Source organism: Streptomyces sp. NPDC059989 (assembly GCF_042736975.1).
GTDB lineage: Bacteria > Actinomycetota > Actinomycetes > Streptomycetales > Streptomycetaceae > Streptomyces.
Window position 1 is genome coordinate 1 of the sequence record NZ_JBHWUO010000080.1, and the last position, 25021, is coordinate 25021.

Annotated in this window: 29 protein-coding genes and 1 pseudogene; 11 read left to right on the top strand and 19 right to left on the bottom strand. The window is 69.8% G+C overall.

The annotated features are described in order from the left end of the window. Positions 1 to 105: 105 nt before the first annotated feature. Entirely contained in the window at positions 106 to 699 is a 594-nt protein-coding gene (locus tag ACFWBN_RS37015) for an IS630 family transposase (protein WP_385185407.1), read from the bottom strand. Continuing rightward, the gene (locus ACFWBN_RS37020; protein ID WP_385185328.1) at positions 630 to 1238 is read right to left on the bottom strand and encodes a helix-turn-helix domain-containing protein; all 609 of its coding nucleotides are present in this window, start codon (positions 1236 to 1238) and stop codon (positions 630 to 632) included. The genes ACFWBN_RS37015 and ACFWBN_RS37020 overlap by 70 nt, the downstream gene beginning before the upstream one ends. Positions 1239 to 1417: 179 nt before the next feature. On the opposite strand from ACFWBN_RS37020, the gene ACFWBN_RS37025 reads away from it, so the two are divergent. Further along, a complete protein-coding gene (locus tag ACFWBN_RS37025) occupies positions 1418 to 1711 on the top strand; it encodes a hypothetical protein (protein ID WP_385185331.1) in 294 nt (97 codons plus the stop codon). Positions 1712 to 1730: 19 nt separating this feature from the next. On the opposite strand, the gene ACFWBN_RS37030 is transcribed toward ACFWBN_RS37025, so the two are convergent. The 7 genes from ACFWBN_RS37030 to ACFWBN_RS37060 all read right to left on the bottom strand — a co-directional run bounded on the left by ACFWBN_RS37030 (position 1731) and on the right by ACFWBN_RS37060 (position 7362). Further along, positions 1731 to 2662, bottom strand: a protein-coding gene (locus ACFWBN_RS37030) for an IS5 family transposase (protein ID WP_385185335.1) whose coding sequence is annotated in 2 segments (ribosomal slippage) — positions 1731 to 2261 and positions 2264 to 2662 — 930 coding nt in all. Because the reading frame shifts where the segments join, the coding sequence is not laid out codon by codon here. Between the two features lie 55 nt (positions 2663 to 2717). Beyond that, positions 2718 to 2987: a hypothetical protein gene (locus tag ACFWBN_RS37035; protein ID WP_385185338.1), complete on the bottom strand. Its 270-nt coding sequence runs from the start codon at positions 2985 to 2987 to the stop codon at positions 2718 to 2720. Between the two features lie 108 nt (positions 2988 to 3095). After that, positions 3096 to 3599, bottom strand: coding sequence for a hypothetical protein (locus tag ACFWBN_RS37040; protein ID WP_385185341.1), 504 nt, complete (start codon positions 3597 to 3599; stop codon positions 3096 to 3098). Beyond that, positions 3599 to 4909 (bottom strand): tyrosinase family protein, encoded by a 1311-nt coding sequence (locus tag ACFWBN_RS37045; RefSeq protein WP_385185344.1) that lies wholly within the window; start codon positions 4907 to 4909, stop codon positions 3599 to 3601. The genes ACFWBN_RS37040 and ACFWBN_RS37045 overlap by 1 nt, the downstream gene beginning before the upstream one ends. 526 nt (positions 4910 to 5435) lie before the next feature. Beyond that, on the bottom strand, positions 5436 to 6092 hold the full coding sequence (locus ACFWBN_RS37050; RefSeq protein ID WP_385185347.1) for a hypothetical protein: 657 nt from the start codon (positions 6090 to 6092) through the stop codon (positions 5436 to 5438). A gap of 87 nt (positions 6093 to 6179) precedes the next feature. Next, positions 6180 to 6602 (bottom strand): DUF6153 family protein, encoded by a 423-nt coding sequence (locus ACFWBN_RS37055; RefSeq protein ID WP_385185349.1) that lies wholly within the window; start codon positions 6600 to 6602, stop codon positions 6180 to 6182. Between the two features lie 190 nt (positions 6603 to 6792). Further along, positions 6793 to 7362 carry a TetR/AcrR family transcriptional regulator gene (locus tag ACFWBN_RS37060; RefSeq protein WP_385185352.1) on the bottom strand — a complete coding sequence of 190 codons (570 nt, stop codon included), beginning with the start codon at positions 7360 to 7362 and terminating at the stop codon, positions 6793 to 6795. A gap of 81 nt (positions 7363 to 7443) precedes the next feature. Here ACFWBN_RS37060 and ACFWBN_RS37065 point away from each other — a divergent pair, with 81 nt between their 5' ends. Both ACFWBN_RS37065 and ACFWBN_RS37070 read left to right on the top strand, forming a co-directional pair. Further along, positions 7444 to 7590, top strand: coding sequence for a hypothetical protein (locus tag ACFWBN_RS37065; RefSeq protein ID WP_385185355.1), 147 nt, complete (start codon positions 7444 to 7446; stop codon positions 7588 to 7590). Continuing rightward, a complete protein-coding gene (locus ACFWBN_RS37070; RefSeq protein ID WP_385185358.1) occupies positions 7587 to 8114 on the top strand; it encodes a hypothetical protein in 528 nt (175 codons plus the stop codon). Before ACFWBN_RS37065 ends, ACFWBN_RS37070 begins: the two co-directional genes overlap by 4 nt. Before the next feature lie 22 nt (positions 8115 to 8136). On the opposite strand, the gene ACFWBN_RS37075 is transcribed toward ACFWBN_RS37070, so the two are convergent. From ACFWBN_RS37075 to ACFWBN_RS37085, 3 genes are all read right to left on the bottom strand, one after another. Continuing rightward, positions 8137 to 8547 carry a four-helix bundle copper-binding protein gene (locus tag ACFWBN_RS37075; RefSeq protein ID WP_385185360.1) on the bottom strand — a complete coding sequence of 137 codons (411 nt, stop codon included), beginning with the start codon at positions 8545 to 8547 and terminating at the stop codon, positions 8137 to 8139. A 146-nt stretch (positions 8548 to 8693) separates the two neighbouring features. Beyond that, entirely contained in the window at positions 8694 to 9224 is a 531-nt protein-coding gene (locus ACFWBN_RS37080) for a DUF4396 domain-containing protein (RefSeq protein ID WP_385185363.1), read from the bottom strand. A 272-nt stretch (positions 9225 to 9496) separates the two neighbouring features. Beyond that, positions 9497 to 10945 (bottom strand): MFS transporter, encoded by a 1449-nt coding sequence (locus ACFWBN_RS37085; RefSeq protein WP_385185366.1) that lies wholly within the window; start codon positions 10943 to 10945, stop codon positions 9497 to 9499. A 150-nt stretch (positions 10946 to 11095) separates the two neighbouring features. Between ACFWBN_RS37085 and ACFWBN_RS37090 the strand changes: the two genes are divergently transcribed. From ACFWBN_RS37090 to ACFWBN_RS37100, 3 genes are all read left to right on the top strand, one after another. Continuing rightward, positions 11096 to 11536 (top strand): DUF6153 family protein, encoded by a 441-nt coding sequence (locus ACFWBN_RS37090; protein WP_385185369.1) that lies wholly within the window; start codon positions 11096 to 11098, stop codon positions 11534 to 11536. A 94-nt stretch (positions 11537 to 11630) separates the two neighbouring features. Next, on the top strand, positions 11631 to 12260 hold the full coding sequence (locus tag ACFWBN_RS37095; protein ID WP_385185372.1) for a DUF305 domain-containing protein: 630 nt from the start codon (positions 11631 to 11633) through the stop codon (positions 12258 to 12260). Positions 12261 to 12353: 93 nt separating this feature from the next. Then, positions 12354 to 13253: a F510_1955 family glycosylhydrolase gene (locus tag ACFWBN_RS37100; protein ID WP_385185375.1), complete on the top strand. Its 900-nt coding sequence runs from the start codon at positions 12354 to 12356 to the stop codon at positions 13251 to 13253. Between the two features lie 94 nt (positions 13254 to 13347). Here ACFWBN_RS37100 and ACFWBN_RS37105 read toward each other — a convergent pair whose 3' ends face one another. Continuing rightward, positions 13348 to 13809 carry a hypothetical protein gene (locus tag ACFWBN_RS37105; protein ID WP_385185378.1) on the bottom strand — a complete coding sequence of 154 codons (462 nt, stop codon included), beginning with the start codon at positions 13807 to 13809 and terminating at the stop codon, positions 13348 to 13350. Between the two features lie 166 nt (positions 13810 to 13975). Between ACFWBN_RS37105 and ACFWBN_RS37110 the strand changes: the two genes are divergently transcribed. After that, the gene (locus tag ACFWBN_RS37110; RefSeq protein ID WP_385185381.1) at positions 13976 to 14605 is read left to right on the top strand and encodes a DJ-1/PfpI family protein; all 630 of its coding nucleotides are present in this window, start codon (positions 13976 to 13978) and stop codon (positions 14603 to 14605) included. A gap of 376 nt (positions 14606 to 14981) precedes the next feature. Here ACFWBN_RS37110 and ACFWBN_RS37115 read toward each other — a convergent pair whose 3' ends face one another. Continuing rightward, complete coding sequence (locus ACFWBN_RS37115; RefSeq protein WP_385185383.1) at positions 14982 to 15503, bottom strand: TetR/AcrR family transcriptional regulator; 522 nt, start codon at positions 15501 to 15503, stop codon at positions 14982 to 14984. Between the two features lie 115 nt (positions 15504 to 15618). On the opposite strand from ACFWBN_RS37115, the gene ACFWBN_RS37120 reads away from it, so the two are divergent. After that, positions 15619 to 16476, top strand: a complete 858-nt coding sequence (locus ACFWBN_RS37120) for a class I SAM-dependent methyltransferase (protein WP_385185386.1) — start codon at positions 15619 to 15621, stop codon at positions 16474 to 16476. Between the two features lie 26 nt (positions 16477 to 16502). On the opposite strand, the gene ACFWBN_RS37125 is transcribed toward ACFWBN_RS37120, so the two are convergent. The 3 genes from ACFWBN_RS37125 to ACFWBN_RS37135 form a co-directional block, all read right to left on the bottom strand. Further along, positions 16503 to 16784: a metal-sensitive transcriptional regulator gene (locus ACFWBN_RS37125; RefSeq protein WP_069774310.1), complete on the bottom strand. Its 282-nt coding sequence runs from the start codon at positions 16782 to 16784 to the stop codon at positions 16503 to 16505. A 140-nt stretch (positions 16785 to 16924) separates the two neighbouring features. Further along, the gene (locus tag ACFWBN_RS37130; RefSeq protein ID WP_385185391.1) at positions 16925 to 19198 is read right to left on the bottom strand and encodes a heavy metal translocating P-type ATPase; all 2274 of its coding nucleotides are present in this window, start codon (positions 19196 to 19198) and stop codon (positions 16925 to 16927) included. Between the two features lie 77 nt (positions 19199 to 19275). Further along, positions 19276 to 19560, bottom strand: a complete 285-nt coding sequence (locus ACFWBN_RS37135) for a heavy-metal-associated domain-containing protein (RefSeq protein ID WP_385185394.1) — start codon at positions 19558 to 19560, stop codon at positions 19276 to 19278. 190 nt (positions 19561 to 19750) lie between these two features. On the opposite strand from ACFWBN_RS37135, the gene ACFWBN_RS37140 reads away from it, so the two are divergent. Next, complete coding sequence (locus tag ACFWBN_RS37140; RefSeq protein WP_385185397.1) at positions 19751 to 20710, top strand: hypothetical protein; 960 nt, start codon at positions 19751 to 19753, stop codon at positions 20708 to 20710. Positions 20711 to 20826: 116 nt separating this feature from the next. Here the strand turns inward: ACFWBN_RS37140 and ACFWBN_RS37145 are convergent, their stop codons facing one another. Next, complete coding sequence (locus ACFWBN_RS37145) at positions 20827 to 21912, bottom strand: aminotransferase class V-fold PLP-dependent enzyme (RefSeq protein ID WP_385185400.1); 1086 nt, start codon at positions 21910 to 21912, stop codon at positions 20827 to 20829. Positions 21913 to 22391: 479 nt separating this feature from the next. On the opposite strand from ACFWBN_RS37145, the gene ACFWBN_RS37150 reads away from it, so the two are divergent. Beyond that, positions 22392 to 23243: an ATP-dependent DNA ligase gene (locus tag ACFWBN_RS37150; RefSeq protein ID WP_385185410.1), complete on the top strand. Its 852-nt coding sequence runs from the start codon at positions 22392 to 22394 to the stop codon at positions 23241 to 23243. Between the two features lie 20 nt (positions 23244 to 23263). Here ACFWBN_RS37150 and ACFWBN_RS37155 read toward each other — a convergent pair whose 3' ends face one another. Further along, entirely contained in the window at positions 23264 to 24658 is a 1395-nt protein-coding gene (locus ACFWBN_RS37155; RefSeq protein ID WP_385185403.1) for a hypothetical protein, read from the bottom strand. A gap of 120 nt (positions 24659 to 24778) precedes the next feature. Here ACFWBN_RS37155 and ACFWBN_RS37160 point away from each other — a divergent pair. After that, positions 24779 to 25021, top strand: a pseudogene (locus ACFWBN_RS37160) (hypothetical protein); the annotation flags it as partial.

A 25021-nucleotide genomic window follows, 5' to 3' on the forward strand; every position in this document is an offset into this window, starting at 1 on the left:
GCTACCTCGCCGGCCTCCACCTCCGCGCCGCAATGATCTGGATCGACGACCTGCTGAAAACCGCCGAATGATCACGACATCACACAGGCCCTAGTGCTGTGTTCCTTAAAGGCAGTAGATGTAGCGGCGGCGTAGGTGTCGGGTGGGTGGGGCGGGTCTGCCCCAGATCCAGGGCCGTGCACGCTGGTTGAGCTGGGCGGTTGCGAGTTTGGTGGCCTGGGTGATCTCCTCGGGGCCGGCGAAGGTCTGGCCGGCGAGGGCGGCTTTACGGAAGATGCGCCACCAGGCTTCCTGGAGGTTGAGCCAGCACGCGCCGACGGGTATGAACACGTGCTTGATCCTGGGGTGGTCCTCGAGCCAGGTCCGGGTGGAGACGCTGTTGTGGGAGGACAGGTTGTCGGTGATCACATAGATGTCCCCGGCCGGGTTCGCCTGCTCCAGCTGCTGTAAGAACTGTTGGTAGTAGACGCTGTTGCGGGACGGGGCGGTCATCGTGACCTGCTGTCCGTCCCGGACCCGCAAGCCGCCGTAGACCCATGTCTTCTCCGGACCGCGGCCGTAGTCGAGCTCCGCTTTGATGCGACGGCCGTCGGGTGACCAGCCCGGTGCGGGCGGGAAAGTGCGGGGGATCACCGGCCCGAGCTCGTCGGCGCAGACGACCGTCGCGCCGTCGGGCGGTTGGGTATAGAGGCCGATGATCCGCGTCCTTTTCCCTCGAAATCACGGTCCTTCGACCTCACCCAGGAACGGGTACGACGCCATCGGACGCCCTCGGCCAGCAGAATCCTGCGGACCTGGGATCTTCCCACGCCGATCCCGGCCTGCCGGGCGGCTTCGGCCAGTGCGTCGAGTGTCCACTCCGGTGCCCCCGCCTCGTCATCCGCGGCCAGTTCACCGTCCTCACCCCTGGTCAGACGCCCCGCAGGCGCCTGCCGGACCAGAGCCACGATCCTGGAGCGTTCAGCCTCGGTGATCCGCCGGGGACGGCCGCTGACCGGCCGGTCCTCCAGCCCTTCGAGCCCCAGATCGTTGAACCGGTGCAGCCACCACCGCACCGTCTTGGCATGACAGCCCAGCTCCGTCGCGATCCCCGCCACCCGCAGACCGTTCCAGCTCAGAGCGATAATCCGCGCTCTCAGAACCAGATCAGCCGGAGCCTTCCGGGCGCCCGCCAACCTCGCGATCGCCCTTTCCTCCTTCGGCCCCGAAGCGGCCCGGGCACGCAGCAACGCCGGCACAACCCACCCCCTGCCATCACCCCAACAGAGGAATAATGCCCACAACTTGAGGAATCAACCGCTAGCTCCTCAGTTGCGTACGTTTGAACGTCCCCAGCTGTTCGGCACTGTCCTGGCGATCACTGCGGGGCGTCTGCACCGTCTGCACTACGATCTTCGCAACTGGGAGGTGGTGGGTGATGGACGATGTGTTCGATCTGAGTGGGACGCCACCGCACGGCTGGATGCATGCCGTCTTCGGGGGCGGGCCATACGGAGATGACGTCGGCCGCTGTGTCCCCGGCCCTCCGGCGCCCGAGAGCATCACCGTGCCGCTGCCGGAGGGCCGCGAGCACGTGTATAGGCTGTCGACGGTTGGCTCGTGGTCGGCGCCCGACGATCCCGTGGCCGTCTATAACGACATCGGTCCTGCGCCCGAACCTCCGCTGTCGGAGTTGGAGATGTCGTGGGTCAACCGTCGCCGCGCCGGCTAGCTAGGCGATGTTTCTCGGATCAGGTGCGGAGCCAGATCGCTAGGGCTGCGAGGGTGACGGTGCCGAGGTAGATGTAGGCGCGTTTCTCGTAGCGGGTGGCGACCGCTCGGAAGCCCTTCAGCCGGTTGATGGCGCGTTCGACGGTGTTGCGTTTCTTGTAGAGCTCGCTGTCGAAGCCGGTGGGCCGGCCGCCTCGGGAGCCTCGATTGTGCCGGTGTCTTTGCTGGTCGAGGCCTTCGGGGATGGTGTGGGGGATGCCGCGTCGTCGCAGGTAGCGGCGGTTCTCCCGGGACGTGTAGGCCTTGTCCGCCAGGACGCGGTCGGGCCGGGTGCGGGGCCGTCCGACTCCGGTGCGAGGCACGGAGATCTGGCCGAGGACGTACTCGAGTTGGGGTCCGTCGCCGTGGTGTCCGGGTGTCAGGACGAGGGCGAGAGGCCGGCACCGTCCGTCGGCTGCGAGGTGGATTTTGGTGGTGAATCCTCCGCGGGAGCGTCCCAGGCACTCGCCGATCTGACCACCTCCTCCAGCCGGACGGCCAGTTTCCGTAGCACCGGGTCGACCTGGTTTGTCCCCCTGACGGCCCCCTTTTGAGGGGCTGCGGCGGGTGGTGTCTTCCTCGCGCCGGCGGCGTGCTGGTGGGCCCGCACCGCGGTCGAGTCCACCGACACGTCCCAGTCGATCCCGCCCGCAGCATCCTCGGCAGCCTGGATCCGCGACAGCAGCATCTTCCACGTTCCATCAGCTGACCAGCGGCGATGCCGCTTGTAGACGGTCTCCCAAGGCCCGAACCGTTCGGGCAAGTCCCGCCACTGGACACCCGTCCGGACTCGGTAGAGGACCCCGTTGATCACCCGACGGTGATCACTCCACCGGCCCCCACGCGCACCACCAGGAGGCAAGAACGACTCCAGCCGGTCCCACTCCGCATTCGTCAGATCCCCACGACCCATACAGCCAGGGTGACCCCAACACCCCACTTACGTCAGGAGATCCGAGAAACATCGCCTAGTCCTCGATCGGGGTTCCGGCGACCCCCTTGCCTGTGAGCGTGATCGCCAACGGCGTCCCGGACGCCTGCCCGGCCATCTCCATCGCCAACGGTTCCACGCCCGCCGGCGCCGGGAAGACCAGGAGACCGCTCACGCCGCCCGCCGAAGTGGCTGTCAGCCTGAGCTCCAGCTGAGCGAACCTGAGATCGTTGAAGTCGTCGACTGGCTCTGGCCTGTTGAGGAAACTCCGGTAGGTGTACGTGCCTGTCAGGTCTGTGGCCTGCACTGTTTCTCCTCGGTCAAGCGTCGTCTCCGGCGGCCGGATCGGCGACAGGGGTCCGTGATGAACCGCCCTTCACTGGGGGAAGTCCGGGCGAGCGGTCGACGGACGTGTTCAGTGCGCCTGAACGCCGGTGCTGTCATGGACGAACAAGGCCCGGGTGTCGGAAGCGCTGTAGCGTTCCTTGAGCTCGAAGTCATCGGCGGTACCGGCCACCGGGGCGTCGGGCGGTTCGAAGTACAGGACGTAGGTCTTCGCGGTGTCGGACTCGCTCTCCAGCTGGAGCCACCCCTGGTAGCCCGCGGCGGGGAACGTCCCGGTCGCTTTGACGGTGACGGAGCTGGGTGACCGGTTGACGGTAATCACCGCGGTGCCGACCTCCAGGCGCTTGAGACCGCCCTCCTTCCAGCGCCGGAAGACGTCGATCCACTCCTGCGGCCACGGCCCGCCGAAGGCCGTCGGCGGCATGCTCCCGGCCTCCAGACGGTCGAGGATGTGCTCGGCGTGCTCGACCACATCCTCGTACTTCCAGAGATTCAGCGAGTGAGGGATCATGTGGTCGCGGTCCGTCGCGGTGAACATGGGCCGGATGTGCAGCTCATACACCGGGGTGCGCATCAGGAGTACACCTCCATGCGCACGTCCTTGAAGTCCACCTCGTCGATCGGCGGCAGGGGATGCGGGGGCAGCCCAGTCTCGCTGGGCGCGGGAATGAACTGCAGGGAGAACACCAGGTCGGCGCCGTCCGCTCCCAGAGACTCCAAGACACGTCCCACGTCGAAGCGGGCCGTACGGGAAACGTCGTGGTGGTCGCCGTGGCCGTCGTGCAGGTCGCCGTGGCCGTCGTGCATGTGCCGGTGGGCCCGCCACAGCGCCACGTACCCTGCTCCGAACCGACGTGCGAACTCGCCGTCGTCGGGTTGGAAGGGCACCTCGGACGGATGCAGGAAGGCGCGCAGCATGTAGCTTCCGGTGGTCGGCACCTTGAGCTCGTCAAGTCGCACACGCAGTCGTTTCCCCGCGGTCTCGGGCACCTTGAGCGCGAGCTGCACGACCTCCTTGTCACGCAGTTCGCCTACGATGTCCGCGTTCCCGTCGAGCGGTGAGAGCAGCTCGGTCGCCAGGAGGTTGAGCGGCGCCGGGGGCACGGGCGCCGGCGGCACCCCGAAGGCCGCGTTGAGCTGCGTCGTGTACTCGTACTCGTAGTCGAGGTCCGCGGGGTTGGTGAACTCGGAGATCTTGTTCTTGGGCTGCGAGGCGAACCCCTGCAGCACCTCGTCCGGCGACGTCAGGGGCGGCGTGCCGTTGCGGCGCTGCCACTCCGCCCACATCAGATCGATGAAGGCGTGGAAGCTGAAGTAGATGGGGTCCTCGGCCGCTGCCGAGGGGTTCGCCATCGCCCCGCCGATGTAGAAACCGTGCATACGGTTGTGCGGGCCCCCTTCGAGCCGTCCGTCGTCCCCGGAGAGGTCACCGTCCGGATAGCCGGCGAACTCCTTCTGGTTCGTCTCCGTCGTGACGATCTCCAGCGTGTCCGGCGGCAGCGACGCCGCCGCGGAGCTGCGCGCGGCTTTCAGCCCTGGCTTCTTGAATGCGAGAGGGAACTTCTCGGGTGTCTGGTCGCTGATCCAGTCCCAGTACGGAATGGTGACGTTCTGGGTGCGCGGCGGGTCGGTCGCCTGGAGCAGCTTCTCGAAATAGTGCAGATGCGCCCGGTGCCACGGCAGGAAGCGGTCGTTGTTGTGTTCGCATCTGATGACGACGCCGTCCGGTCCCACGAAACCGTTGTGCAGCGCCGCCTGGAACACGTACCCGGCCGGATCGGCCTCGTTCACCTCTGAGCGCTGCCGCAGGATGTCGAGCGCGTGAATGTAGTCGTCCAGTTCCGCGTCGGTGAGGGCGTTGATGTCTTTGCGGACCTTGGGCATTTCGCCTCCATTGAGGGGACAGTCGAAGTGGGCAGGCCGCTGTTCTCATTCAGGTGCCAGAGTCAGAGGTTTGGAAGGACACTGCAAGCCAGCGGCGCGTCCGGAGCAACCAGTACCCCCATATGCCGTCTGTAGATGGCCTTTCGGCAGGGCGTGCCGTGGGGAGGTCAGGGCACCCGCCGGAGCACACGAGCCCCAGTGGGCGGCGCACCCCGGCACATCGCCCCCTGCATAGTTCAGACGCTGGCGGAAACACAGCTCTGCTGGGGGTGGCCGGAGGTGGGCAGGGTACGGGCCGCCACTGACACCTGGAGAACAGTTCCGGGGGCGGCCACACGGGGCTTTGCGCCGTAGGCCATGTCGTGGGTCAAGGGCCGCGCCTCCGCGGTGAGCTGGGAAGGATCACCAGCTCACCGACTGCACGCCCGCAAGAGCAGCCACATTCCAGGCGGCAGCCGTGAGCCGTTCGCGGGCCCGGCGTGGTCCACGCGGGCCCGCGAACGGCTACAAGGGTGTCGGACCGGGGTCAGTGGCTGTGGGAATGGCCGTCCTGTGTCGGCTCGGCGGGTGCCTTGGTCGGAGGGGCCGACTCGACGGGAGCCTGGTCCGGCGCGGGTGTCCCCGTCGTGGAGCCGTGGTCGTGGCTGTGGCCATCGGAGCTGATGGTGCCGGCCAGGGCGGTCATGCCCAGCCAGGCGAGGGCCGAGATGGCCACGACGACCGCCGCGAACGGGCTGACGAGGTGCTGCCAGCGGCCCTTGGAGTCCTTGGCGCCGAACGCGACGTACGACATGAGCAGGCCGATGGGGGTCATCCAGGCGCTGCGTTCGGGGAACTGTTCGAAGTGCTGGATGCCGCCGCCGACCATGCCGACACCGAAGGACAGCAGCAGGGAGAACGCCACCAGCGAGACTGCCTGGCTCAGCGCCGGCCGCTCGTCGGCCAGCACGAACTCGTTGACGATGGTGCCGAGGAGGAAGACGAAGGCGCCGACGACGCAGATGATCGCGTACAGCGGCGGATTGATCGGGTAGTGGACGACGGCGCCGGCGATGAGGGCAGCGCCCAGGAAGTAGAGCATCTGGCCGCTGTAGCGAGCCGGGAGCGACTTCTTGTCGAAGGCGGGGCGGCGATGTTTCGAGGCGGAAGTCTGGTGGCGCTCGGGCTCGATAACGGTGGTCACTCGGGTGATGCCTTTCGGATCTTGGTGGGTGAGAGCAGGCAGAAGCGCGCCGGCACCCGGTGGTGCGGCGTCACGCTGGTGCAGGTCTCAGCAGCGCAGGATCGAAAGTCGGTAAAGGCACGGTGGATCGCCGGCACGGGTGATCCAGGAGTGGGTGCGTTCTGCGCGTCGGCCGGGGATGCGGTTGGCGACCCGTCGCCTGAGGGCGAACGTGAACACGGCAGCGACGATGTACAGCAGCGCCAGGCAGCTCTCTCCGACTCCGCCGTGGTCGCATTCGCCGTCCGGGCTGTGCGGTGTTGTGGTGGCATCGGGGGGAGCGACGTCAGAGTGAGCGTGCTGAGTCTTCACCCCTGCGTCGATGAGCGGGACTGCGGCGGCGTGGCGGCTGTGAACTGGCTGATGTGAGGCCAGGACGTGCATCGCGAAGAGGGCAAGCACCACCGCGAGGAGCGTTGCCCGCAGCAACGCTCCTACGTGACGGTCGCGACGGACCTTGCCTGAGATCACGCCTCACGACCATTGGAGGGCTCGGCAGCGGGAAAGCCGGCAGGGGCGTCCCACCCGGACGGGAAGGAAAATAGCACCGGGTGTGGATGCGGCAGTGCGGCGTCCACAACGTGGGCTGTATCGCAGTCGGCGTCGCCCGCAGTGCTCTCCGACTTGCGGGCGTTGATGAGCCTGCTGCCAGGAGCCCTGGTCAGGGCAGCGGGCGCAGGGCGCCGAGTGTGACGGCGACCAGCCGGTCGACCGCGGCCTGGGAGGGGAGGGTGGAGGCGGCGGTCAGGGCGTGCAGGCAGTAGGCGGCGAGTTCGGCGGGCGGTACGTCGTCGCGCAGGTCTGCGGTCTTGGCGCCTTCGGCGATGAGGGCTTCCAGCAGGCGAGTCAGGTGCCGTTCAGCGTGGCTGACGTGTTCGCTTTGATGAAGGAGGGCGGCCAGTTCTCCGCCGTGGCGCTGCCGGGCGAGGTCGGCGTAGGCGGTCGCGACTCCCGTCAGACGCTGGGCGGCGGTGCCGGGGCGGTGCGCGGCTTCGGCGAGCTGGTGGAGGTGCGCGGCGATCTGTCGCTCGTGCCAGGCGCCGAGCACCGCTTCGGCGTCGGGGAAGTACTTGTAGAGGGTGGCCCGCCCGATGCCGGCGCGCTCGGCGAGCTGGGACATGGTCACCGCCCGCAGACCGCCGTCCTCGATCAGTGTGGCGGCCGCATCGAGGATGGCCTCCCGCACGGCCTGGCGGTGCGCATCGATGGTCTCGTTCCACAGCTTCGGCACCCACCCAGGATACGGACGTCCACGGAGGCATACACTCAGTTTTGGATGAAGACAGTGTGTCTTGAAAAAGTGGGAGGCGTCATGGCAGGTTCACCAGATCGTCATGATGACGACGGTGAGGGGGCACCGCGGTGGGTGAAGGTGTCCGCGGCGGTCGCTGTCGTCCTGATCGTGGTGTTCGTGATCGTGCACCTGGCCGGCGGCGGCATGGTGGGGCACGCGCCGTGAGCCCGTTCCCGCCGCGGCTGCGCAAGCTGGCCCACACGCTCCACGTCACCTCCTCGGTCGGCTGGTTGGGCGCGGTCGCGGCGTTCCTTGCCCTCGCGGTTGCAGGTCTGACCAGCGGCGCACCGCAGACGGTGCGGGGCGCATATCTGGCCATGGACGTGGTGGGCTGGTACGTGATCGTTCCGTTCAGCGTCGCCTCGCTGCTGACGGGGGTGGTGCAGTCGTTCGGGACGGTGTGGGGGCTGCTGAGGCACTACTGGGTGATCGCGAAGCTCCTGATCACTGTGGTCGCGACCGTTTTGCTGCTGGTCCATATGCAGCCGGTCGGTCACCTCGCGGACGCGGCCGCCCGGGCGGCGCTCGCGGGCGGCGAGCTTCAGGCCATGCGCATTCAGTTGATCGCGGACGCGGCCGCCGCCCTGCTGGTGCTGCTCACGGCGGCCGCCTTGTCGGTGTTCAAGCCGCGCGGGATGACCCGCTACCGGCGCCGTCGTCAGCGCGAGCAGGTCCCTCAACCGCTCTGAGCCGCTGTAGGGGTGTCTTCGGTCAGCCGAGGGCGCCGAGGAGTTCGTTGCATGCCTGCTCGCAGGAACGGCATGCTTCGGCGCAGATGCGGCAGTGCTCGTGCATGTCTGCGTGCCGTCCGCATTCGTCGGCGCACGACTTGCAGACCATGGCGCACGCCTTGAGGATCGCGGCGGTGATGTTGGCGTCGTAGCCGGTGTGGCGGGAGAGGACAGCGGCGGTGGCGGTGCAGATGTCGGCGCAGTCCATGTCGGTGCGGATGCACTTGGCGAGATCGCCCACCATGCCCTCGGACAGGCAGGCGTCCGCGCATGCCGTACAGGCCTGTGCGCAGGCGATGCATGCCTCGATGCAGGTGGTGAGCTTGGCCTGGTCGATGTCGCCGAGGTCGGCCGGGTAGGTGGCGAGCATGTCCTTGACGGTGCTGGACATCGTCGGTGCCTCCGTTCCCCGCGAGGCCGGCAGAGCCGGGGCGGCCGCCATCGAAGCCCCCCGGTACCTCCAGCTAACGCCCGAAGACGCGAACGCGCCCGGCCGCACCGTCAGGGTGCGTCCGGGCGCGATGGCTTGCGGCTGGGTCAGTGGTAGGCGTGGACGACGGCGTGGCCCTTGCCTCGGCCGATCATCCACTTGTTGACCGGGGTCGTGATCACGAAGGCCACGGCGAAGCCGCCCAGCAGGGCCGTCCAGAACAGTGCGTCCGAAAGGTGGGCGTCCATCGCGCCGGGGGTGAGGGCGATGATGCCGTTGTCGACGAGCTCCATCACCGCGATCGAGACGGTGTCGGCGGCCAGCGCCACCTTGATCGCGCTCTTCCAGTCCAGGCCAGCCCTGCGGACGGCGAACAGGGTGAACGAGTAGCCGAAGAGGAACGCGAGGGTGATCGCCAGGATCATCGTCTGGACGTTGCCCCACATCAGGGCGGTGCCGATGACCATGCCGAGGATCTCGCCGATGGCGCATCCGGTCAGGCAGTGCAGCGTCGCCTTCGCCGCGGCCCCCCACGTCACCGGGCCCATCTGGTGGCGGGCATGCCCCGCATGACCGGCGTGCGCCTGGTGCGCGGCGTGGTCGTGGGCGGTGCTGGCGTGGTGTGCGCTGTGGTCCATGGCCGTCATCCCCAATCCCATTCAGTGTGACCCCGTCCCCGCGGGCTCACACCCACCACTGTATACCCCATGGGGGTATACGCAAGAGGGGTTTCTTGGATCACTGCAGTCCCGGTCTGCGAGGAGCCGCGCTCTCCTGGCCGCGTGAGACCGGCGGACGGGCCGCCCCGTGGCAGGTACGCACGCGGCGCGGGCCTGCGCCGCGCTGCTGCGTTGCCGCCATGGGGAAGGCCCGCCGAGGGGGTCGGCGGGCCTTCCCGCTTTCCTCCCGGTCAGTTGGGGGCGTGCTGCCGCTGTGTGGCCCCCTTGGTGGGGGTGGTTTCGGTGGGCGGGCTCTGCGGCTTGCCGCGCATGAGGGCGAGGGTGGCCAGGGCGCCCGCGGCGGCGATGGCGGCCGCGGCGAGGAATGCCGCGCTGAATCCGTCGGTGAGGGCGGTCAGGTCGCCGAGTGCGCCCGCGCCCTGGGAGGTGGCGAGCGCGGTCAGGGCGGCGAGGCCGAGGGCGGAGCCGACCTGGTAGGTGGTGTTGACGATGCCCGAGGCGAGGCCGGCCTGTTCCTGCGGGGCGGCGGACATGGCCGCCATCAGGGTCGGGATGTAGGCGAGGGCCATGCCGAGGGCTGCCACCAGCGAGGCGGGCAGGACGTCAATGACGAAGGATCCGCTCGGGCGGGCCGCCGACAGCCACACCAGGCCCGCGGCCAGGACCAGCAGGCCGCCGGTGATGAGCGGCTTGGGGCCGAAGCGGCCGAGCAGGCGGGCGCTGGCGGTGGTCATGACGACCATCAGCAGGCCGGTCATCGGCAGCAAGGCGGCGCCCGAGGCGAAGGCGCCGTAGCCGAGGACCTGCTGGAGGTAGAGGTTGAGGAAGTACCACATCGGGATCCAGGCCGCCCCCAGCAGTGCCATCGCCAGGTTGGAGACACCGAGACCGGGGGTGCGCCAGATGCCGAGCGGCATCAGGGGCGAGCGGGCGGAGCGCTGAATGAGGACGAACACGGCCAGCAGGGCGGCCCCTACGAGCAGCTGAAGGACCGTCTGCGCTGTCGCCCAGCCGGTTTCGGGGGCGCGGACCACGGTGAAGACGGTGAGCGCGAGCCCTGCGGTGACAGCTGCCGCGCCCAGGACGTCCACTCCGCCGCCGCGGCGGGCTGCGACGGCCGGCAGCAGGCCGGTGGCGAGCAGGGTGGCGATGCCGATCGGGATGTAGATGATGAACACCCACGGCCAGCTGGCCCACTGGGTGAACACCCCGCCGAGGAAGACCCCGGCGGTGCCGCCGGCCGGAGCGGCCGCCCCGTACAGGGCCAACGCCTTGCCCAGTTCCTTGGGGCTGTGGCCGAAGAGCATCATCAGCAGGGTCATCGAAGCGGGGGCGATCAGGGCCCCGCCGACTCCCTGCACGGCCCGGCCGGCGACCTCCACCCACGCGCTCTGGGCGGCCGCGGCCACGACGGAGCCCGCGATCAGGACGCCCCACCCTGCCACGAACACCTTGCGGGCACCCAGCAGGTCCGACAGGCGACCGCCCAGCAGGAGCAGTCCGCCGAAGGCGATGACGTAGGCGTTGAACACCCACTGGAGGTCTCCTTGGGAGAACCCCAGGTCGCGCTGCATCTCGGGCAGCGCCACTCCGATGATCGACGCGTCCATGATCACCATGAACTGTGCGGCGGCGAGCACCCCTAGGGCCCACCACCGGCGCGGATTGACGGCTTCCATGACCGCTCCCCAAAGACAGAAAAACCATTCATACCCCTGGGGGGTATGACTTCGATTGCGAGAACCTTATACCCTCCGGGGGTATTCCTCAATGGGCAGTCGGCCCACCTCGCCTCGCCCACGGCGAAGTGGGCTGCTTACGATGCGGCTATGGACGGCCAGGTGGTGCGAGCGGTGAAGCCCTTCGGGCTGCGCTCCTGCCTGCTCCTGGTCCTTGCCGTGCTCGCGGGCCTTGTGGCCATGCATGGCCTGGGGCCCGCCCCGCAGCCGGCGGGCGCGCACGCAGCGGTCGCCTCCCACCACGCGCCGGCCGCCGGCCACGGGCAGGCGGCCGACTCCGACGCCGCGGCCTCGCTGGGGTGCGTCCACGCCGACGACCCGGCCGGCAGCGGGCGGGGCGGGCACACCGAGCACGCCGATGCGACCTGCGCGGCCGCTGGCACGGCCGGCGCCCCCGTCCTGCCCGCCCCCGCGGTGCTACCCGGCCACGCCGAGATCCAGGCGGTCCTCGCGCACGGGGTCACCCCCGACGCCGCCGCCTGCGGCCGGGCACCGCCCTCACTGAGCCAACTGCAACTCCGGCGCATATAGGGCGGCCCCGGCATGCCCGGCCCCAGGCCGGCGAGCCCCTCGGCCCCTCCCTACCTCCGCACGCCTCCGCGTGCTCCACAGCAGGAGTTGCACCATGACCAAGCGTTCCCTGATCCGCCGCGCCACCGTCGCGGCCGCCGCCACCACCGCCGCCCTCGTCCTCGCTGCCTGCGGCGGCAACGACAACGACAGCGGCGCCGCCCACAACGGCCACAACGCCACCACGCCGTCCGCCTCCGCCAGCGCACCGGCGCAGCAGGGCGAGCACAACGCCGCCGACGTGACGTTCGCCCAGGGGATGATTCCCCACCACCAGCAGGCCATCGAGATGGCCGACCTCGCCGCGACCCGCGCCGAGTCCGCCGAAGTGAAGAAGCTCGCCGGCGAGATCAAGAAGGCCCAGGACCCGGAGATCAAGACCCTCTCCGGCTGGCTCACCTCGTGGGGCGAGAAGGTCCCGGCCGAGGGCGAGGGCCACGGCGGGCACGACATGTCCGGGATGATGACGGCCGAGGAGATGAAGCAGCTCGAATCCTCCTCGGGCAAGGCGTTCGACACCGCCTTCCTGAAGCTGATGGTCAAGCACCACGAAGGCGCCGTCGCCATGGCCAAGACCGAGCAGTCCGAGGGCGCCTACCAGCCCGCCAAGGACATGGCCGCCGCGATCATCACTTCCCAGAGCGCCGAGATCGCCCGAATGAAGACCCTCCTCGGCACGAGCTGACCTGCCTCACCCCTGGTGTGGGCAGCCGCTGGCGGCTGCCCACACCAGGGGCCGACCCGCTCCCTTCCCTCTCGAGCGTTCTGGACCTCACACATGACCATCCGCTTCCGCATACCCGCACTCGCGGCCGGCGCGGCGGCCGGCGCCCTGCTGCTGACCGCCTGCTCGGCCACCGACACCCAGCCCGCCACGACCAAGGCCGGCGACCCCGACCCCGGAACGGGACATCTCCACGGTCTCGGCGTGGACCCCGCCGACGGCACCCTCTACGCTGCCGGGCACCTCGGTGTCTTCCGAATCGGCCCCACCGGTGCCGTACGTATCGCCGACCGCTACCAGGACACGATGGGCTTCACCGTCACCGGCCCACGCACCTTCCTCGCCAGCGGCCACCCCTCACCCACCGACCCGACGGCCACCTCACCGCATCTGGGCCTGATCCGCAGCACCGACGCCGGACAGACCTGGACCACCGTCTCCGCCGGAGGCGAGGCCGACTTCCACTCGCTCCAGCAGGCCGGCGAAATCGTCTACGGCCTCGACAGCCAGACCTCGCAGATCTGGGCCAGCAAGGACGTCGGCGCCACCTGGGAGCAGCGCGCGAAGATCCCGGGCGGCGATCTCGCCACCCATCCGGCGGTACCGCAGGAAGTGTGGGCGACCACCACCCGCGACGGGCTGCTGCACAGCACCGACGGGGGCACAAGCTTCCAGCCCGTCCCCGGAGCCCCCGCCCTGGCAGCCGTGGAGCGACCCGCCCCCGACCAGCTGATCGCCCTGGCGCCCGACGGCAAGGTCTGGGCCGGCGGCGACGGGACGTCCTGGACCGAACGCGGCCGCCTCCCCGAGGGTGCACGGCCGGCCGTACTGACTGCGGCCAGCCCCACTCACCTGCTGGCCGCCGACACGAACGACGCCGTCCACGAGTCCAAGGACGGCGGCCGCACCTGGACCGTCGTCCATCGCCCGGACCACGGCAACACCGAACACTGACCTGCCCACCGCCGGCATCAACCCCTGCCGGGCCGACACCCGGCAGGGGCCGCCACGGGGCAGGCGCCGACGGCCGGGCCCTGATGCCCGACGGCTACGCCGGCGGCGGCTGCCCGGCGCCGAGCAGGACGGCCAGCAGCCGCCGCGTGGTCATCTCCGTGTCCTGATCCCTGTCCATCGGCCGCGGCAAGGGCCACCAGCGCTGCCACCGCCACCGGCAGGGCGAAGGCGTGCTCGAACGCCAGAAACCCCCACGTCCGCCGCCCAGGCTGGCGGCGTCCTCGTCGACCGCTGCCAGCCCGTGGACGTCGTCGACGACCGGCAGGCACCGGTCGGCTGGACGCCGGCTCGCGTTGGCCCGGTGCACGACCTCGGCCGCCGGACGCACCGGTATTCGCAGCCCGTTGCTCGACTGCACCCAGGTGATCCCCACGGCCCTGGTGTTCGGACGGACCGCCTCGCCGATCGCCGCTGCGATGCCGTCCGCCGTCGCGGTGGCCGGATCGGCTTCTGTAAAGATGTGCGGTGTCAGCGACGGCGCAACCGGTCCAGCCATCCCCGGATGCCCCGATGCCGTGCACCAGGCGACGGCAGCACGGCGGCCGGCTGGTCGAGCCGGGTTGAGGCGGCCAGGCACCCGTTCTCGCTAACTTGCCGCGCATGCCTGGGCGTGTCCGCGATGCGTCCTCAGGCAACGCAGATGCCTGCATAAGCTCCCCGGCATGGACATCGTGATCCCGCTCTTCAGGCTCTTCGAGCCGCTCGACGCCATCGGCCCGTACCAGCTCCTGGCGAACGTCCCCGAAGCCCGGGTGCGCTTCGTCGCGCCCCAACCGGGGCGGATTGCCGACGTGCTGGGCGCCATGCGGGTGGACGTGGCCACCCGGTTCACGGAGGTCGAGTCCTGCGACGTGCTGCTCGTCCCGGGGGGTGCGGGGGCGCGCCTGATGCTGAACAACACGGAGTTCATCGACTGGGTGCGCCGGATTCACGAGACGACCCGCTTCACCACCTCGGTCTGTACCGGGGCGCTCATCCTCGGGGCAGCGGGGCTGCTCCAGGGGCAGACCGCGACCACCCACTGGCTGGCGAAGGACGACCTGGAGACGTTCGGCGCCACCTACACCGCGGAACGCGTCGTCCGGCACGACAAGATCATCACCTCGGCCGGGATCTCCTCCGGTATCGACATGGCGCTGGGGCTGTGCGCGTTGCTGAGCGACGAACTCACCGCCCGGGCCATTCAACTCCTCACCGAGTACGACCCCCAGCCGCCGTACGACAGCGGCTCCCTGGCCACGGCGACGCCCGAGGTCGTGGCCAGGGCCCGGGAGCTCATCAGCGGCGGCTGAGCCCGCTCAGCCCCAGGCGTGCTCGCGGCAGCCCAGTTTGGGCCATCAGCTCCCACCTCGCCGGACCCGCGTGCTGGCCCGTCCACAGGAAGTCCGCATCAGAGTTCGCCGCTGACCGGCGACGGTGGAACAGTGAGGATCCGGACGTCGGCGGCGAGGGCGATGAGCAGGCCGGGCTCGGGCTGCTCCACGGCGACTGCCGCCGGGTGCGCCGGTGACGGGCTGGAAGGTGGCGGCGCCGTCGTCGCTGCGGAGCAGGCCCGTGCCGGTGGCCGCCCACACCTGCTGCGTCTGTGCGGGTGGGCGGCGAGGTCGAGCAGCGTCGCGGGCCTGGCCGCTGCGGGCCATCGCCTTAGCGGCGGCGCAGGCGTGCAGGTCAGCCGCCGAGGAGTACGGCCAGCAGCCGCTGCGTGGTCGCCCCGGTGTCGGCGGTCTGTCCGGGGCTGCGGGTCATCAGCAGGTGGTGGGTCGTGCCGACGAGGGCGAGCGCGATGGCGGCGGTGTCGCTGCCTGCCGGGATCCGGCCGGCGCGCTGTTCCGCCTGGAGGTAGGCGGTGACGGCGTGCTGGATCGCATCGAACGCCGGCGCGCCGGACTGGAAGCCCTCGCGGGTGTGCGACGCGGCCGCGGGGCGGGTCATCGCCAGGCCCACCACCGCAGGTGGCAGGGAGTCCAGCAGAGCCAGGACGACCTCCTGGAGGTTCTCCGCGACCGTGGACCACCCCACTCGGGCCTGCAGGGCCTCGGCCTGGCGGGCGCTGCGCGCGAAGCGGTCCAGGACTAGCTCGGCGACGAACTCGTCCAGCCCGGCGAAGTGCGTGTGCAGGACGCCCTTGGCGCACTCCGCCTCCGCGGTGACCGCGCGGCTGGTCAGGGCCGCGGCTCCACGAGGTGACACAACGGTCACCCCCCTCGGCCGATTGCAAGTATGGGCGTTCGCCCATACTGTTTGGGCACTTGCCCATTCTAGGGCCGGGGCGCCTCGCCGCGCCCCGGCGGGAGGGAGTTCACCCATGGGACAGTTCGCCAACATCGCGCAGGCCGAGGCGTGGAACGGATACGAGGGCGCGCAGTGGGCCCGCAGCCAGGAGCGCTGGGACGCTGTCAACGACGGCTTCAACCAGCCCCTGCTGGACGCCGCGGCCGTCCTCGACTCCGACACCGTCCTGGACGTCGGCTGCGGAGCCGGCCGCACCACCCGCCTCGCCGCCCGGCGCGCCGCACGCGGCCGGGCGCTCGGCCTGGACCTGTCGGGGCCGATGCTGGGCAAGGCCCGGGAGAGCGCCGTACGCGAAGGGGTCGAGAACGTGGCCTTCGTGCAGGGCGACGTCCAGGTCCACCCCCTGGACTCCGAGGCGTTCGATGCGGTCATCAGCCGGTACGGCATGACCTTCTTCGCCGACCCTGTCGCCGCGTTCTCCAACCTGCACCACGCGCTGCGCCCCGGCGGCCGGCTGGCCTTCATCTGCGCGGCCGAGGCCGAGGCCAACGAGTGGCTCGCCGCGCTGGCCTCGCTGAGAGACATCCTGCCGCTCGGCGGTTTCGGGAAGGCTGGCGGTCCGGGCATGTTCTCGCTCACCGATCCCGGCCGCATCCGCGAACTGGTCACCGCGGGCGGATTCTCCGATGTCGACGTTCAGCGCATCGAGGTGCCGGGGAAGTGGGGCGCCGACGCGGAGGACGCCGCGGCGTTCCTGCTGGACTCCGGCCCCGGACGCCACCTGCTCAGCCAGGTCACCCCGCAGCAGCAGGCCCAGGCCCGCCGGAAGCTGACCGACGTCCTCGGCCGTTATGAGTCGGACGGGGCGGTGTGGCTGCGCAGCAGCTCATGGCTGGTCGCCGCCGTACGCGGCGAGGCCGCACCGCGCTGACCATCGCCGGGCAGGTCCGTCGTGGGTCAGGAGCGGACCATGCGGGCGATCGCCTGAGACGCTTCGGCGATCTTGTCCTGCGCCTGGTCGCCGCCCTGCGCGATCGCATCGGCCACGCAGGACTGGAGGTGGTCGTCCATCATCGTCAGGGCGAAGGACTGCAGCGCCTTGGTGGTGGCGCTGACCTGGGTAAGGACGTCGATGCAGTAGGTGTCCTCCTCGACCAGGCGCTGCAGGCCCCGCACCTGGCCTTCGATGCGGCGCAGTCGCTTGAGGACGTCGTCCTTGTTGGCGGTGTAGCCGTGCACGGCGATCCCTTCCTTTCGCTGATTACCCCAGGGGGGTATAGGTATAACGACGGGGTGCGGTGATGTGTTCCGCCTGCTGCGACCTCGGATGTGCCGGTGCCCCGCTCGGTGGCCGGGCGGGGCGTCTGCGGGCAGGGGGCTCAGCTGCCGGCGCGGAAGGAGCGCAGGCGCAGGCTGTTGCCGACGACGAACACCGAGGAGAACGCCATGGCGGCTCCGGCGATCATCGGGTTGAGCAGGCCGGCGGCGGCCAGGGGGAGGGCTGCGACGTTGTAGCCGAAGGCCCAGAAGAGGTTGGACTTGATGGTGCCCAGCGTCTTGCGGGACAGGCGGATCGCGTCGGCGGCCGCCCTGAGGTCGCCGCGGACCAGGGTCAGGTCGCCTGCTTCGATGGCGGCGTCGGTGCCGGTGCCCATCGCCAGGCCGAGGTCGGCCTGGGCGAGGGCGGCCGCGTCGTTGACCCCGTCGCCGACCATGGCGACCGAGCGGCCCTCGGCCTGCAGGCGCTTGACGACGTCGACCTTGTCCTCGGGCATCACCTCGGCGATGACCTGCTCGATGCCGACCTCGGCGGCCACCGCCTCGGCGACGGCCTGATTGTCGCCGGTCAGCAGGATCGGCGTCAGCCCGAGAGCCTTGAGCCGGGTGATCGCTTCGGCGCTGGTGTCCTTGACGGCGTCGGCGACCTCCAGGACCGCGCGGGCTTCCCCGTCCCAGGCCACCGCGATCACCGTCCGCCCGGCCGCCTCGGCCCGGTCCTTGGCCTCCTTCAGGGCGGCGGGCAGGGTGATGGCCCATTCGGCAAGGAACTTCTCGCGTCCGACGAGAACGGCGTGGCCCTCCACGATCCCCTGGACGCCGAGTCCGGGAACGTTGGCGAAATCCTCCACAGCGGGCAGGGAGCCGACCTTGTCGGCGGCACCGGTCGCGACAGCCTGGGCGATGGGGTGCTCGGAAGCATGCTCCAAAGCACCCGCCAGCCGCAGGACCTCGGTCTCGTCCGTGCTCTCGGCGGTGTGGACAGCCAGGAGGGTCATCTTGCCGGTGGTGACGGTGCCGGTCTTGTCCAAGACGATGGTGTCGACCTTGCGGGTGGACTCCAGGACCTCGGGGCCCTTGATGAGGATGCCGAGCTGGGCGCCGCGGCCGGTGCCGACCATCAGCGCGGTCGGCGTGGCCAGTCCCAGGGCGCAGGGGCAGGCGATGATCAGCACGGCGACCGCGGCGGTGAACGCGGCGGTCCACCCGGCGCCGTTGCCCAGCCAGAATCCCAGCGTGCCCAGCGCGAGGGCGATGACGACGGGCACGAACACAGCGGAGATCTTGTCGGCGAGGCGCTGGGCTGCGGCCTTTCCGCTCTGCGCGTCCTCGACCAGCTTCGCCATACGGGCCAGCTGGGTGTCGGCGCCGACGCGGGTCGCTTCGATGACCAGGCGGCCGCCGGCGTTGAGGGTCGCGCCGGTGACCGCGTCGCCGATGCTCACCTCGACGGGGACAGATTCGCCGGTGAGCATGGAGGCGTCCACCGCGGAGGAGCCCTCGATCACGGTGCCGTCGGTGGCGATCTTCTCGCCGGGACGGACCACGAAGTGGTCCCCTACCCGCAGCTCGGCCGTGGGGATGCGCTCCTCGCGGCCGCCGCGCAGGACGGTGACGTCCTTCGCGCCGAGCTCCAGCAGCGCCTTCAGCGCCGCGCCGGCCTTCCGCTTGGAGCGGGCCTCGAAGTAGCGGCCCGCCAGGATGAACGCGGTGACGCCGGCGGCGGCTTCCAGGTAGATGTTCCCGGTGCCGTCGGAGCGGGCGATGGTCAGCTCGAAGGGGTGCGTCATCCCGGGCGTGCCGGCCGTGCCGAAGAACAGCGCCCACACCGACCACAGGAACGCCGCCGACGTCCCGACGGAGATCAGGGTGTCCATAGTGGCGGCGCCGTGCCGGGCATTGGTGAACGCGGCCTTGTGAAACGGCCAGGCCGCGTACGTGACCACGGGCGCTGCCAGGGTCAGGGAGAGCCACTGCCAGTAGTCGAACTGCAGGGCCGGGACCATCGCCATCGCGATCACCGGCACGGACAGCAGGACCGCGGTGATCAGGCGCTGGCGCAGCGGCCGCAGGGCGCCTGCTTCGTCCGCGCCCTCGCCCTCGACGGCACCGCCTGCCGGGGCTGCGGGCGGTTCGGGCTCGCGGGCGGTGTAACCGGTGGCTTCCACCCTGCCTATCAGATCCGCGACCGAGACCGAGGAGTCGTAGGTGACCTTGGCCTTCTCGGTGGCGTAGTTGACCGTCGCGCTCACCCCGTCCATGCGGTTGAGCTTCTTCTCGATCCGGGCCGCGCACGAGGCGCAGGTCATGCCTCCGATGGCGAGCTCGACCTCGGCGGCGCCCGTGGCGGCGACGGTGGTGGTGGCGGTGCTCATGCGTGCTCCTGATGGCGGCGGACGGCCGGGGCCCTGCATGGGCCCCGGCGGCCCGGAACGGAGAAAGAGGGGGGCGGTCAGGCCGTGCGGCCGGTGACCTCGTAGCCGGCGTCGTCCACGGCGGCGGCGATCACCTGGTCGTCGAGATCGGCGGCGCTGACCACGGTGACCTGGCCGGAGGCGAGGTCCACCTCGACACGGCTCACGCCGTCCACGGCGCCGACCGCCTTGGTGATCGCGTCCTTGCAATGACCGCAGGTCATACCCGCCACCGCATACACGGTGCGGACGCCGTCCACGGCCACCGACGACTGCGTGGTGGTGGAGCAGGTGTTGTTCGGGGAGCAGCAAGACGAGGACATGTGGATTCTCCAACCATCAGCGGACTTGATACCCCCTGGGGGTATCGGAGACTGATTCAGATATACCCCCACCCGATATGAAAAGCAAACCCTTCCCGCTCGTTGCATTGATACCCCCCAGGGGTATGCTCGGAATCATCGGGAACGTTCAGCGCGCCGCTTAGGCCCGCGTACGACACGGGAGACCACCATGAACACCGCAGCCAAGATCGGCCTCTACGGCGCAGCCCTCGCTCTCGCCTTCACCGGTGCCTACGGCATCGGAGCGGTGGCCGATCCGCTCACCGGCAACACGCCCACTGCCCCGCACGCCGCACACCAGGAGAGCAACGCGATGAACCACGGCGACCAGCACACCGGAGCGACACCGCCCCTCCCGGGCGGACTGCAGATCTCCCAGAACGGTTACACCCTCGACCTGTTGACCCCGCGCCTCACCGCTGGCCAGGAAGCCCCACTGCGCTTCGCCATCAAGGACGAGGCCGGCAAAGCCGTCACCGACTACGCCATCGCCCACGACAAGGACCTGCACCTCATCGTCGCCTCACGCGACCTGAACACCTTCCGCCATCTACACCCCACCCTGGGGCCGGACGGGACCTGGAGCACCCCCGTCGACCTGCCCGCGGCAGGCGACTACCGCGTCTTCGCCGACTTCACCCCCGCAGGGCAGGGCGCCAAGCCCCTCACCCTGGGCGCAGACCTCGCCGTCGCCGGCCCCTACCAGCCGCGAGAGCTGCCGCCCCAGAACGCCACGGCCGAAGTCGACGGCTACACCGTCACTCTCGAGGGCACGCTCACAGCCGGCAAGATGACCGACCTGACGCTGAACGTGGCGAAAGACGGCAAGCCCGTCACCGATCTCGAGCCCTACCTCGGCGCCTACGGCCACCTCGTCGCCCTGCGCTCCGGCGACCTCGCCTACCTCCACGTCCACCCCGAAGGCACCCCCGCCGACGGCACCACCCAGCCCGGCCCCAGCATCTCCTTCATGGCCACCGCACCCACCAACGGCGCCTACCGCCTCTTCCTCGACTTCAAGCACCAAGGCAGCGTCCGCACCGCCGCATTCACCCTGCACACCACCAACAGCACCACGACCGCCCCCACCGCACAGCACGAAAACCACACCAGCGCCGAACACCACTGACCCGCTGAAAAGCAGCGGGTTCCTCACCGAGGACGACGTCGAGGAACGGGGCCGGGCTCAGCGGGCGAGGTCGGCCAAGGCGTTGAGGGCGGTGTCGATCTCGGCCGGTGTGTTGATCACAGCAGTACCGATCCGGGTGTAGGTCGAGGTGGACAGCCGCACCCGGCGGGTGGCGGCGTGGTCGACGACCTGCTGATGGGTGTACCCGGCCACGCTGAAACAGGTGATGCCCGCGGACAGCTTCGCGTCGGCAGGGGTATGCACGGTATGCGGCCCAGTCCTTGCTTCACCTGCGTCGACAGCTGCGTGATGCGGGCGGCAACGCGTGCCCGGCCCAGCTGCTCATGCAGCGCTACCGCCACCGGCAGGGCGAAGGCATGCTCGAACGCCACAAACCCGCCGGGTGACAAAGGCGCTGCTCCCCCGCCGCTGATGAAGCTCACGAACGTGGGCCGCAGCTGGTCGAGGACGTCCGGCGCCACCCACACCAGCCCCGTTCCCCTTGGGCCGAACAGCCATTTGTGCGTTCCGGCGATCACCACGTCCGCGCCCAGGCCGGCGGCATCCTCGTCGATCGCCGCCAGCCCGTGCACGCCGTCGACAACGAGGAGACACCGGTCGGCAGGGCTGCGGCCTTCGTTGGCCCGCCGCACCACCTCGGCCACCGCACGCACCGGCATCCGAAGCCCCGTGCTCGACTGCACCCAGGTGATCCCCACGACTCTGGTGTTCGGGCGAATCGCCTCACCGACCGCCGCCGCGATGCCGTCCGCCGTCGCGGTGGCCGGATCGGCGAACCACGAGCCCAGCCGCAGCGTGTTGCCGTGCTTGACTGCGGCCAGCCGGCCAGCGGTGCGATGGGCGACATGGTCGTGCTCGGTCAACAGGAACTCCTGCCCCGGACGGGTCACGACACCGTTGTAGAAGACGCCCAGCCCGATGCTCGTACTCGCCGTCACCGCGATGTCCTCGGCCCGGCCTCCCACATAGGCCGCGAGCGCCTGACGTACCCGGGGCCAACCGGTAGGACCATCGGGCAGCGCCAGCCCCATGGGCACCGAGAGAGGATTGGCGTCGACCTGTGCGCTCAGATGATCCACCGCATCCCGCACCACCTTCGGATGCGAGGCCAGATAGAACAACGCAAGGTTCACCCATCCAGGCTCCAGGCGAAACTGCGCCCGCAAGGCGTCCCAGTCCACACGCCCGTCGACCGTAGTGACCGGCCGCTCCCGCGCTGTGTCCACCCCTGCCGCGCCGCAGCCGGGGACGAGGGCGACCGCCACCGCTCCCGCAGACCGCGCCAGCAGACCCCGCCGACTCGTCATCGACATCCAGCACCCCTTTGCACCGCAACCGGCGGAGCGGTAGCGGCATAGCTGTCCGGTGACGAGGTTACGCAAAGTAGCCGGGGGCGCCGACAGCACCATTACCCAAACGACCTCTATCGAGATGCCGCACAGCACAGACCACCCGAAGAGACCAGCGGCCTGAAAGCGGGACTCGGCAGCAGAACGACAGCACTGGAGCGCTTGGGGGAAGGGATCCCCCGTGACGTGGACGTTGCCGGAGCCGATGCTGAGCGTTTCCGTCCCGGCCCCGGATCTGCGGCCTGGCTGGGCCGGGGAGCCGAAATGGGGACGGATTTCGGGCGCTGGTCTCCGTCGACGCGGGCCGGGTGGTGCTGCGTTCAAGGCGCGGCTCTGAGATGGCGCCGGCGTTTCCCGAGATCGTGGCCGGGGCCGCGCAGCTCCCGGACGCGACCGCGCTGGACGGCGAGCTGATCGTCTGGGACGCCGCGGGGCGACTTGCCTTCGAGCGGCTGCAGGACCGGCTCGCCCGGCGCGGGGCCATTGCGGCCCGGGCCGCGGGCGCGTGGCCGGCTCACTTCGTCGCGTTCGATCTGCTGCGGCTGTCCGGGACCGACACGACCATGTGGTCGTATCAGCGGCGCAGGGCGGCGCTGGAGTCCGTGTTCGCCGGGCGGCGGCTGTCCACGCCGTGGGTGCTGTGCCCGTCGACCACCGAGGCGGAGACGGTGCGCGAGTGGCTGACGTGGGCGTCGGTAGGGATGGAAGGCGTGGTCTTCAAGCGGCTGAACGAGCCCTACCGTCCTTCGGTGCGGGGCTGGCAGAAGTACAAGACGCGCGAGACGACGGAGGCGGTCGTCGGCGCCGTCTCCGGCCCCTTGGCCGCTCCTCGGACGCTGCTGCTGGGCAGGTACGACGACGAGGGACGCTTACAGTACGTCGGCCGCACCACCACCCTCGCCCGGGTAGCCGGTACGGCCCTCGCCGGGAAGCTCCATCAGTCCCCGACAGGGCACCCGTGGGCGGGCTGGTCCTTCTCCGCCGGGTGGGGCAGCCACGAGACGCTGAACGTCACGCTTGTGGTGCCCGAGTTGGTGGTGGAAGTCGGCATCGACGTTGCCCGCGACGCTTCTGGCCGTTGGCGACACTCTGCACGCTGGCACCGGGCGCGCCCCGACCTCTCCCCCAGCGATGCCCCCCGGTGGTCGCCGGCGGCGCCTTGACCAAAACGGTGGAGCCCAGATCAGCCTTGGGCTGACTGCGGCACTTGAGACGGACCGGCGGGTGGGCGGTCAAGGAGCGTGGCGAAGAAGCCGGCGAGCAGGGGCTGAGCGCGGTCGCGGTCGCGGAGTTCGTCGTGGCCGAACCGGAACACCTCGTAGCCGCGGAACTTCAGGTCGCGGTCACCGGCCATGGTGGCGGCGTACTTCGCGCTGTCGGGCTCGGTTCCGCCGTTCCGGGTGAAGTGCTGCATGCCGTCGACCTCCAGCACCACCCGCCGGGTGCCCGGGAGCAGCATGAGGAAGTCCATCCGCAGGTTCTGCATGGCGTGCTCGCCGCGTTCGCGAAGGGTCTTGGGATCCCAGTGCAGCCAGATCTCCGGCAAAAGGGCGGGCAGATCGCTCAGGCGGTCCCAGTTGGCGTGGTGGTAGTACCAGAACAGGTTCTTCTGCCCTGGGGATTCTTTGGGCAGGGAGTCCTTCATACGGTTGTAGAGGGCCCGCGCCGCCTGCTCCTGATCAGTGATACCTCGGGCTTCCTGCCACCAGGACAGGAGGTGCCGCCAGAGCAGTCCCTCCTTGCCGACGGGGCGGTCGTAGACCAGCACCTCGTCGGCGCGTTCGGCTACCTCGATGTCGTTGTCGAGGGCGCTGGTGAAGCGGATGTCGGGCTTGCCCAGGGTGGCGAAGATGAGGTTGCGCGGTCGGCGTGCGGTGCCGCGGCCGTGCTCGACGAGCTGGAAGTGGGGGTAGCCGTCTTCTTCTCCGTGCTGGATCAGCTGGGCGCCCGCGGGGTTCAGGTGCCGGTTGGCCAGCTCGACAAAGCGGCGCTGCGCCGGCTCGTCGGGCAGGACTGCGGGGGATGCCAGGCCCTCGAGGAAGTGTCCGAAGCGGGGGTGCGGTGCTTCGAAGGCACCGAGCTGCTCGAAGAAGTGCTCGGTCGTCCAGTCGTCCGGGAACCGGATCACGTGGCGCTCGATCTGGTTGCGCAGGCTGTTGGTCGTGGTGGTCCATCCGCCGAGTGGATCGTTGTCCAGGTGCCACAGTCGGCCCAGCAGCGCCATGAAGCGGTCCGGGTAGCCGAGGTGGTCGGCCAGATCGAAGTCTCTGGCCAGCTCGCGCCTGGTCCGGCTCGGGATCTGCACGTGGTGACGGCCGAGCCACAGAACATCCTGCAGCGCCATCCGTTCGGCCTGGTCCAGCTCCTCCTGCTCAAGAACCGCATCGGCGACATCCGGCAGGCTGTCATCGGGACAGGCTTTCAGGCTCGCCACCAGGCGCTCATGCTTGGTGTCCCCCTCGCTGGGCGCGGGAAGGCCGAGGCGCTCGCACAGCGCCGGCAGTTCCTTCTCGGTATAGCGCCTGTACAGCGTGAGGAGCACGCCGTCGAGCAGCCTCCGCAGCAGCGCCACGTCCATCTGTTCCCCCATCCCCTGATGATGAGCGACGCCCGGACACGATTCCACCCTGCCCGTTCACCTTGTTCCGGCCGCCAAATTCGCAGTGCACTCGCACACCGCGCCTCTACCGTGATGCGCATGTCGGACGAATCGATCCACGAGCACCTGCTGATATCGGCCCGGAAGTGGGCGCGTACGGCTGTCGACGCGTACCTGGAGGAGCCCATCGACCAGGACTTCGCCGTGCACCACATGGCGGTCGCGGTGGAACACGCGTCCAAGGCGTACCTGGCATCCATCGCTCCCGTGCTCCTCGCGTCGGAGAAGCAGCCGAGCGTGGACGACCTCCTGGTCCTGAGCGGGAACGAAGACAAGACGAAG

What these genes read in the sequence shown, in the direction of transcription:
- ACFWBN_RS37025 (WP_385185331.1), top strand. Translation starts at nt 1,418, where the DNA reads ATGGACGATGTGTTCGATCTGAGTGGGACGCCACCGCACGGCTGGATG.
- ACFWBN_RS37040 (WP_385185341.1), bottom strand. Translation starts at nt 3,599, where the DNA reads ATGCGCACCCCGGTGTATGAGCTGCACATCCGGCCCATGTTCACCGCG.
- ACFWBN_RS37045 (WP_385185344.1), bottom strand. Translation starts at nt 4,909, where the DNA reads ATGCCCAAGGTCCGCAAAGACATCAACGCCCTCACCGACGCGGAACTG.
- ACFWBN_RS37065 (WP_385185355.1), top strand. Translation starts at nt 7,444, where the DNA reads ATGGCAGGTTCACCAGATCGTCATGATGACGACGGTGAGGGGGCACCG.
- ACFWBN_RS37075 (WP_385185360.1), bottom strand. Translation starts at nt 8,547, where the DNA reads ATGTCCAGCACCGTCAAGGACATGCTCGCCACCTACCCGGCCGACCTC.
- ACFWBN_RS37080 (WP_385185363.1), bottom strand. Translation starts at nt 9,224, where the DNA reads ATGGACCACAGCGCACACCACGCCAGCACCGCCCACGACCACGCCGCG.
- ACFWBN_RS37085 (WP_385185366.1), bottom strand. Translation starts at nt 10,945, where the DNA reads ATGGAAGCCGTCAATCCGCGCCGGTGGTGGGCCCTAGGGGTGCTCGCC.
- ACFWBN_RS37090 (WP_385185369.1), top strand. Translation starts at nt 11,096, where the DNA reads ATGGACGGCCAGGTGGTGCGAGCGGTGAAGCCCTTCGGGCTGCGCTCC.
- ACFWBN_RS37095 (WP_385185372.1), top strand. Translation starts at nt 11,631, where the DNA reads ATGACCAAGCGTTCCCTGATCCGCCGCGCCACCGTCGCGGCCGCCGCC.
- ACFWBN_RS37100 (WP_385185375.1), top strand. Translation starts at nt 12,354, where the DNA reads ATGACCATCCGCTTCCGCATACCCGCACTCGCGGCCGGCGCGGCGGCC.
- ACFWBN_RS37105 (WP_385185378.1), bottom strand. Translation starts at nt 13,809, where the DNA reads ATGGCTGGACCGGTTGCGCCGTCGCTGACACCGCACATCTTTACAGAA.
- ACFWBN_RS37110 (WP_385185381.1), top strand. Translation starts at nt 13,976, where the DNA reads ATGGACATCGTGATCCCGCTCTTCAGGCTCTTCGAGCCGCTCGACGCC.
- ACFWBN_RS37120 (WP_385185386.1), top strand. Translation starts at nt 15,619, where the DNA reads ATGGGACAGTTCGCCAACATCGCGCAGGCCGAGGCGTGGAACGGATAC.
- ACFWBN_RS37130 (WP_385185391.1), bottom strand. Translation starts at nt 19,198, where the DNA reads ATGAGCACCGCCACCACCACCGTCGCCGCCACGGGCGCCGCCGAGGTC.
- ACFWBN_RS37135 (WP_385185394.1), bottom strand. Translation starts at nt 19,560, where the DNA reads ATGTCCTCGTCTTGCTGCTCCCCGAACAACACCTGCTCCACCACCACG.
- ACFWBN_RS37140 (WP_385185397.1), top strand. Translation starts at nt 19,751, where the DNA reads ATGAACACCGCAGCCAAGATCGGCCTCTACGGCGCAGCCCTCGCTCTC.
- ACFWBN_RS37155 (WP_385185403.1), bottom strand. Translation starts at nt 24,658, where the DNA reads ATGGACGTGGCGCTGCTGCGGAGGCTGCTCGACGGCGTGCTCCTCACG.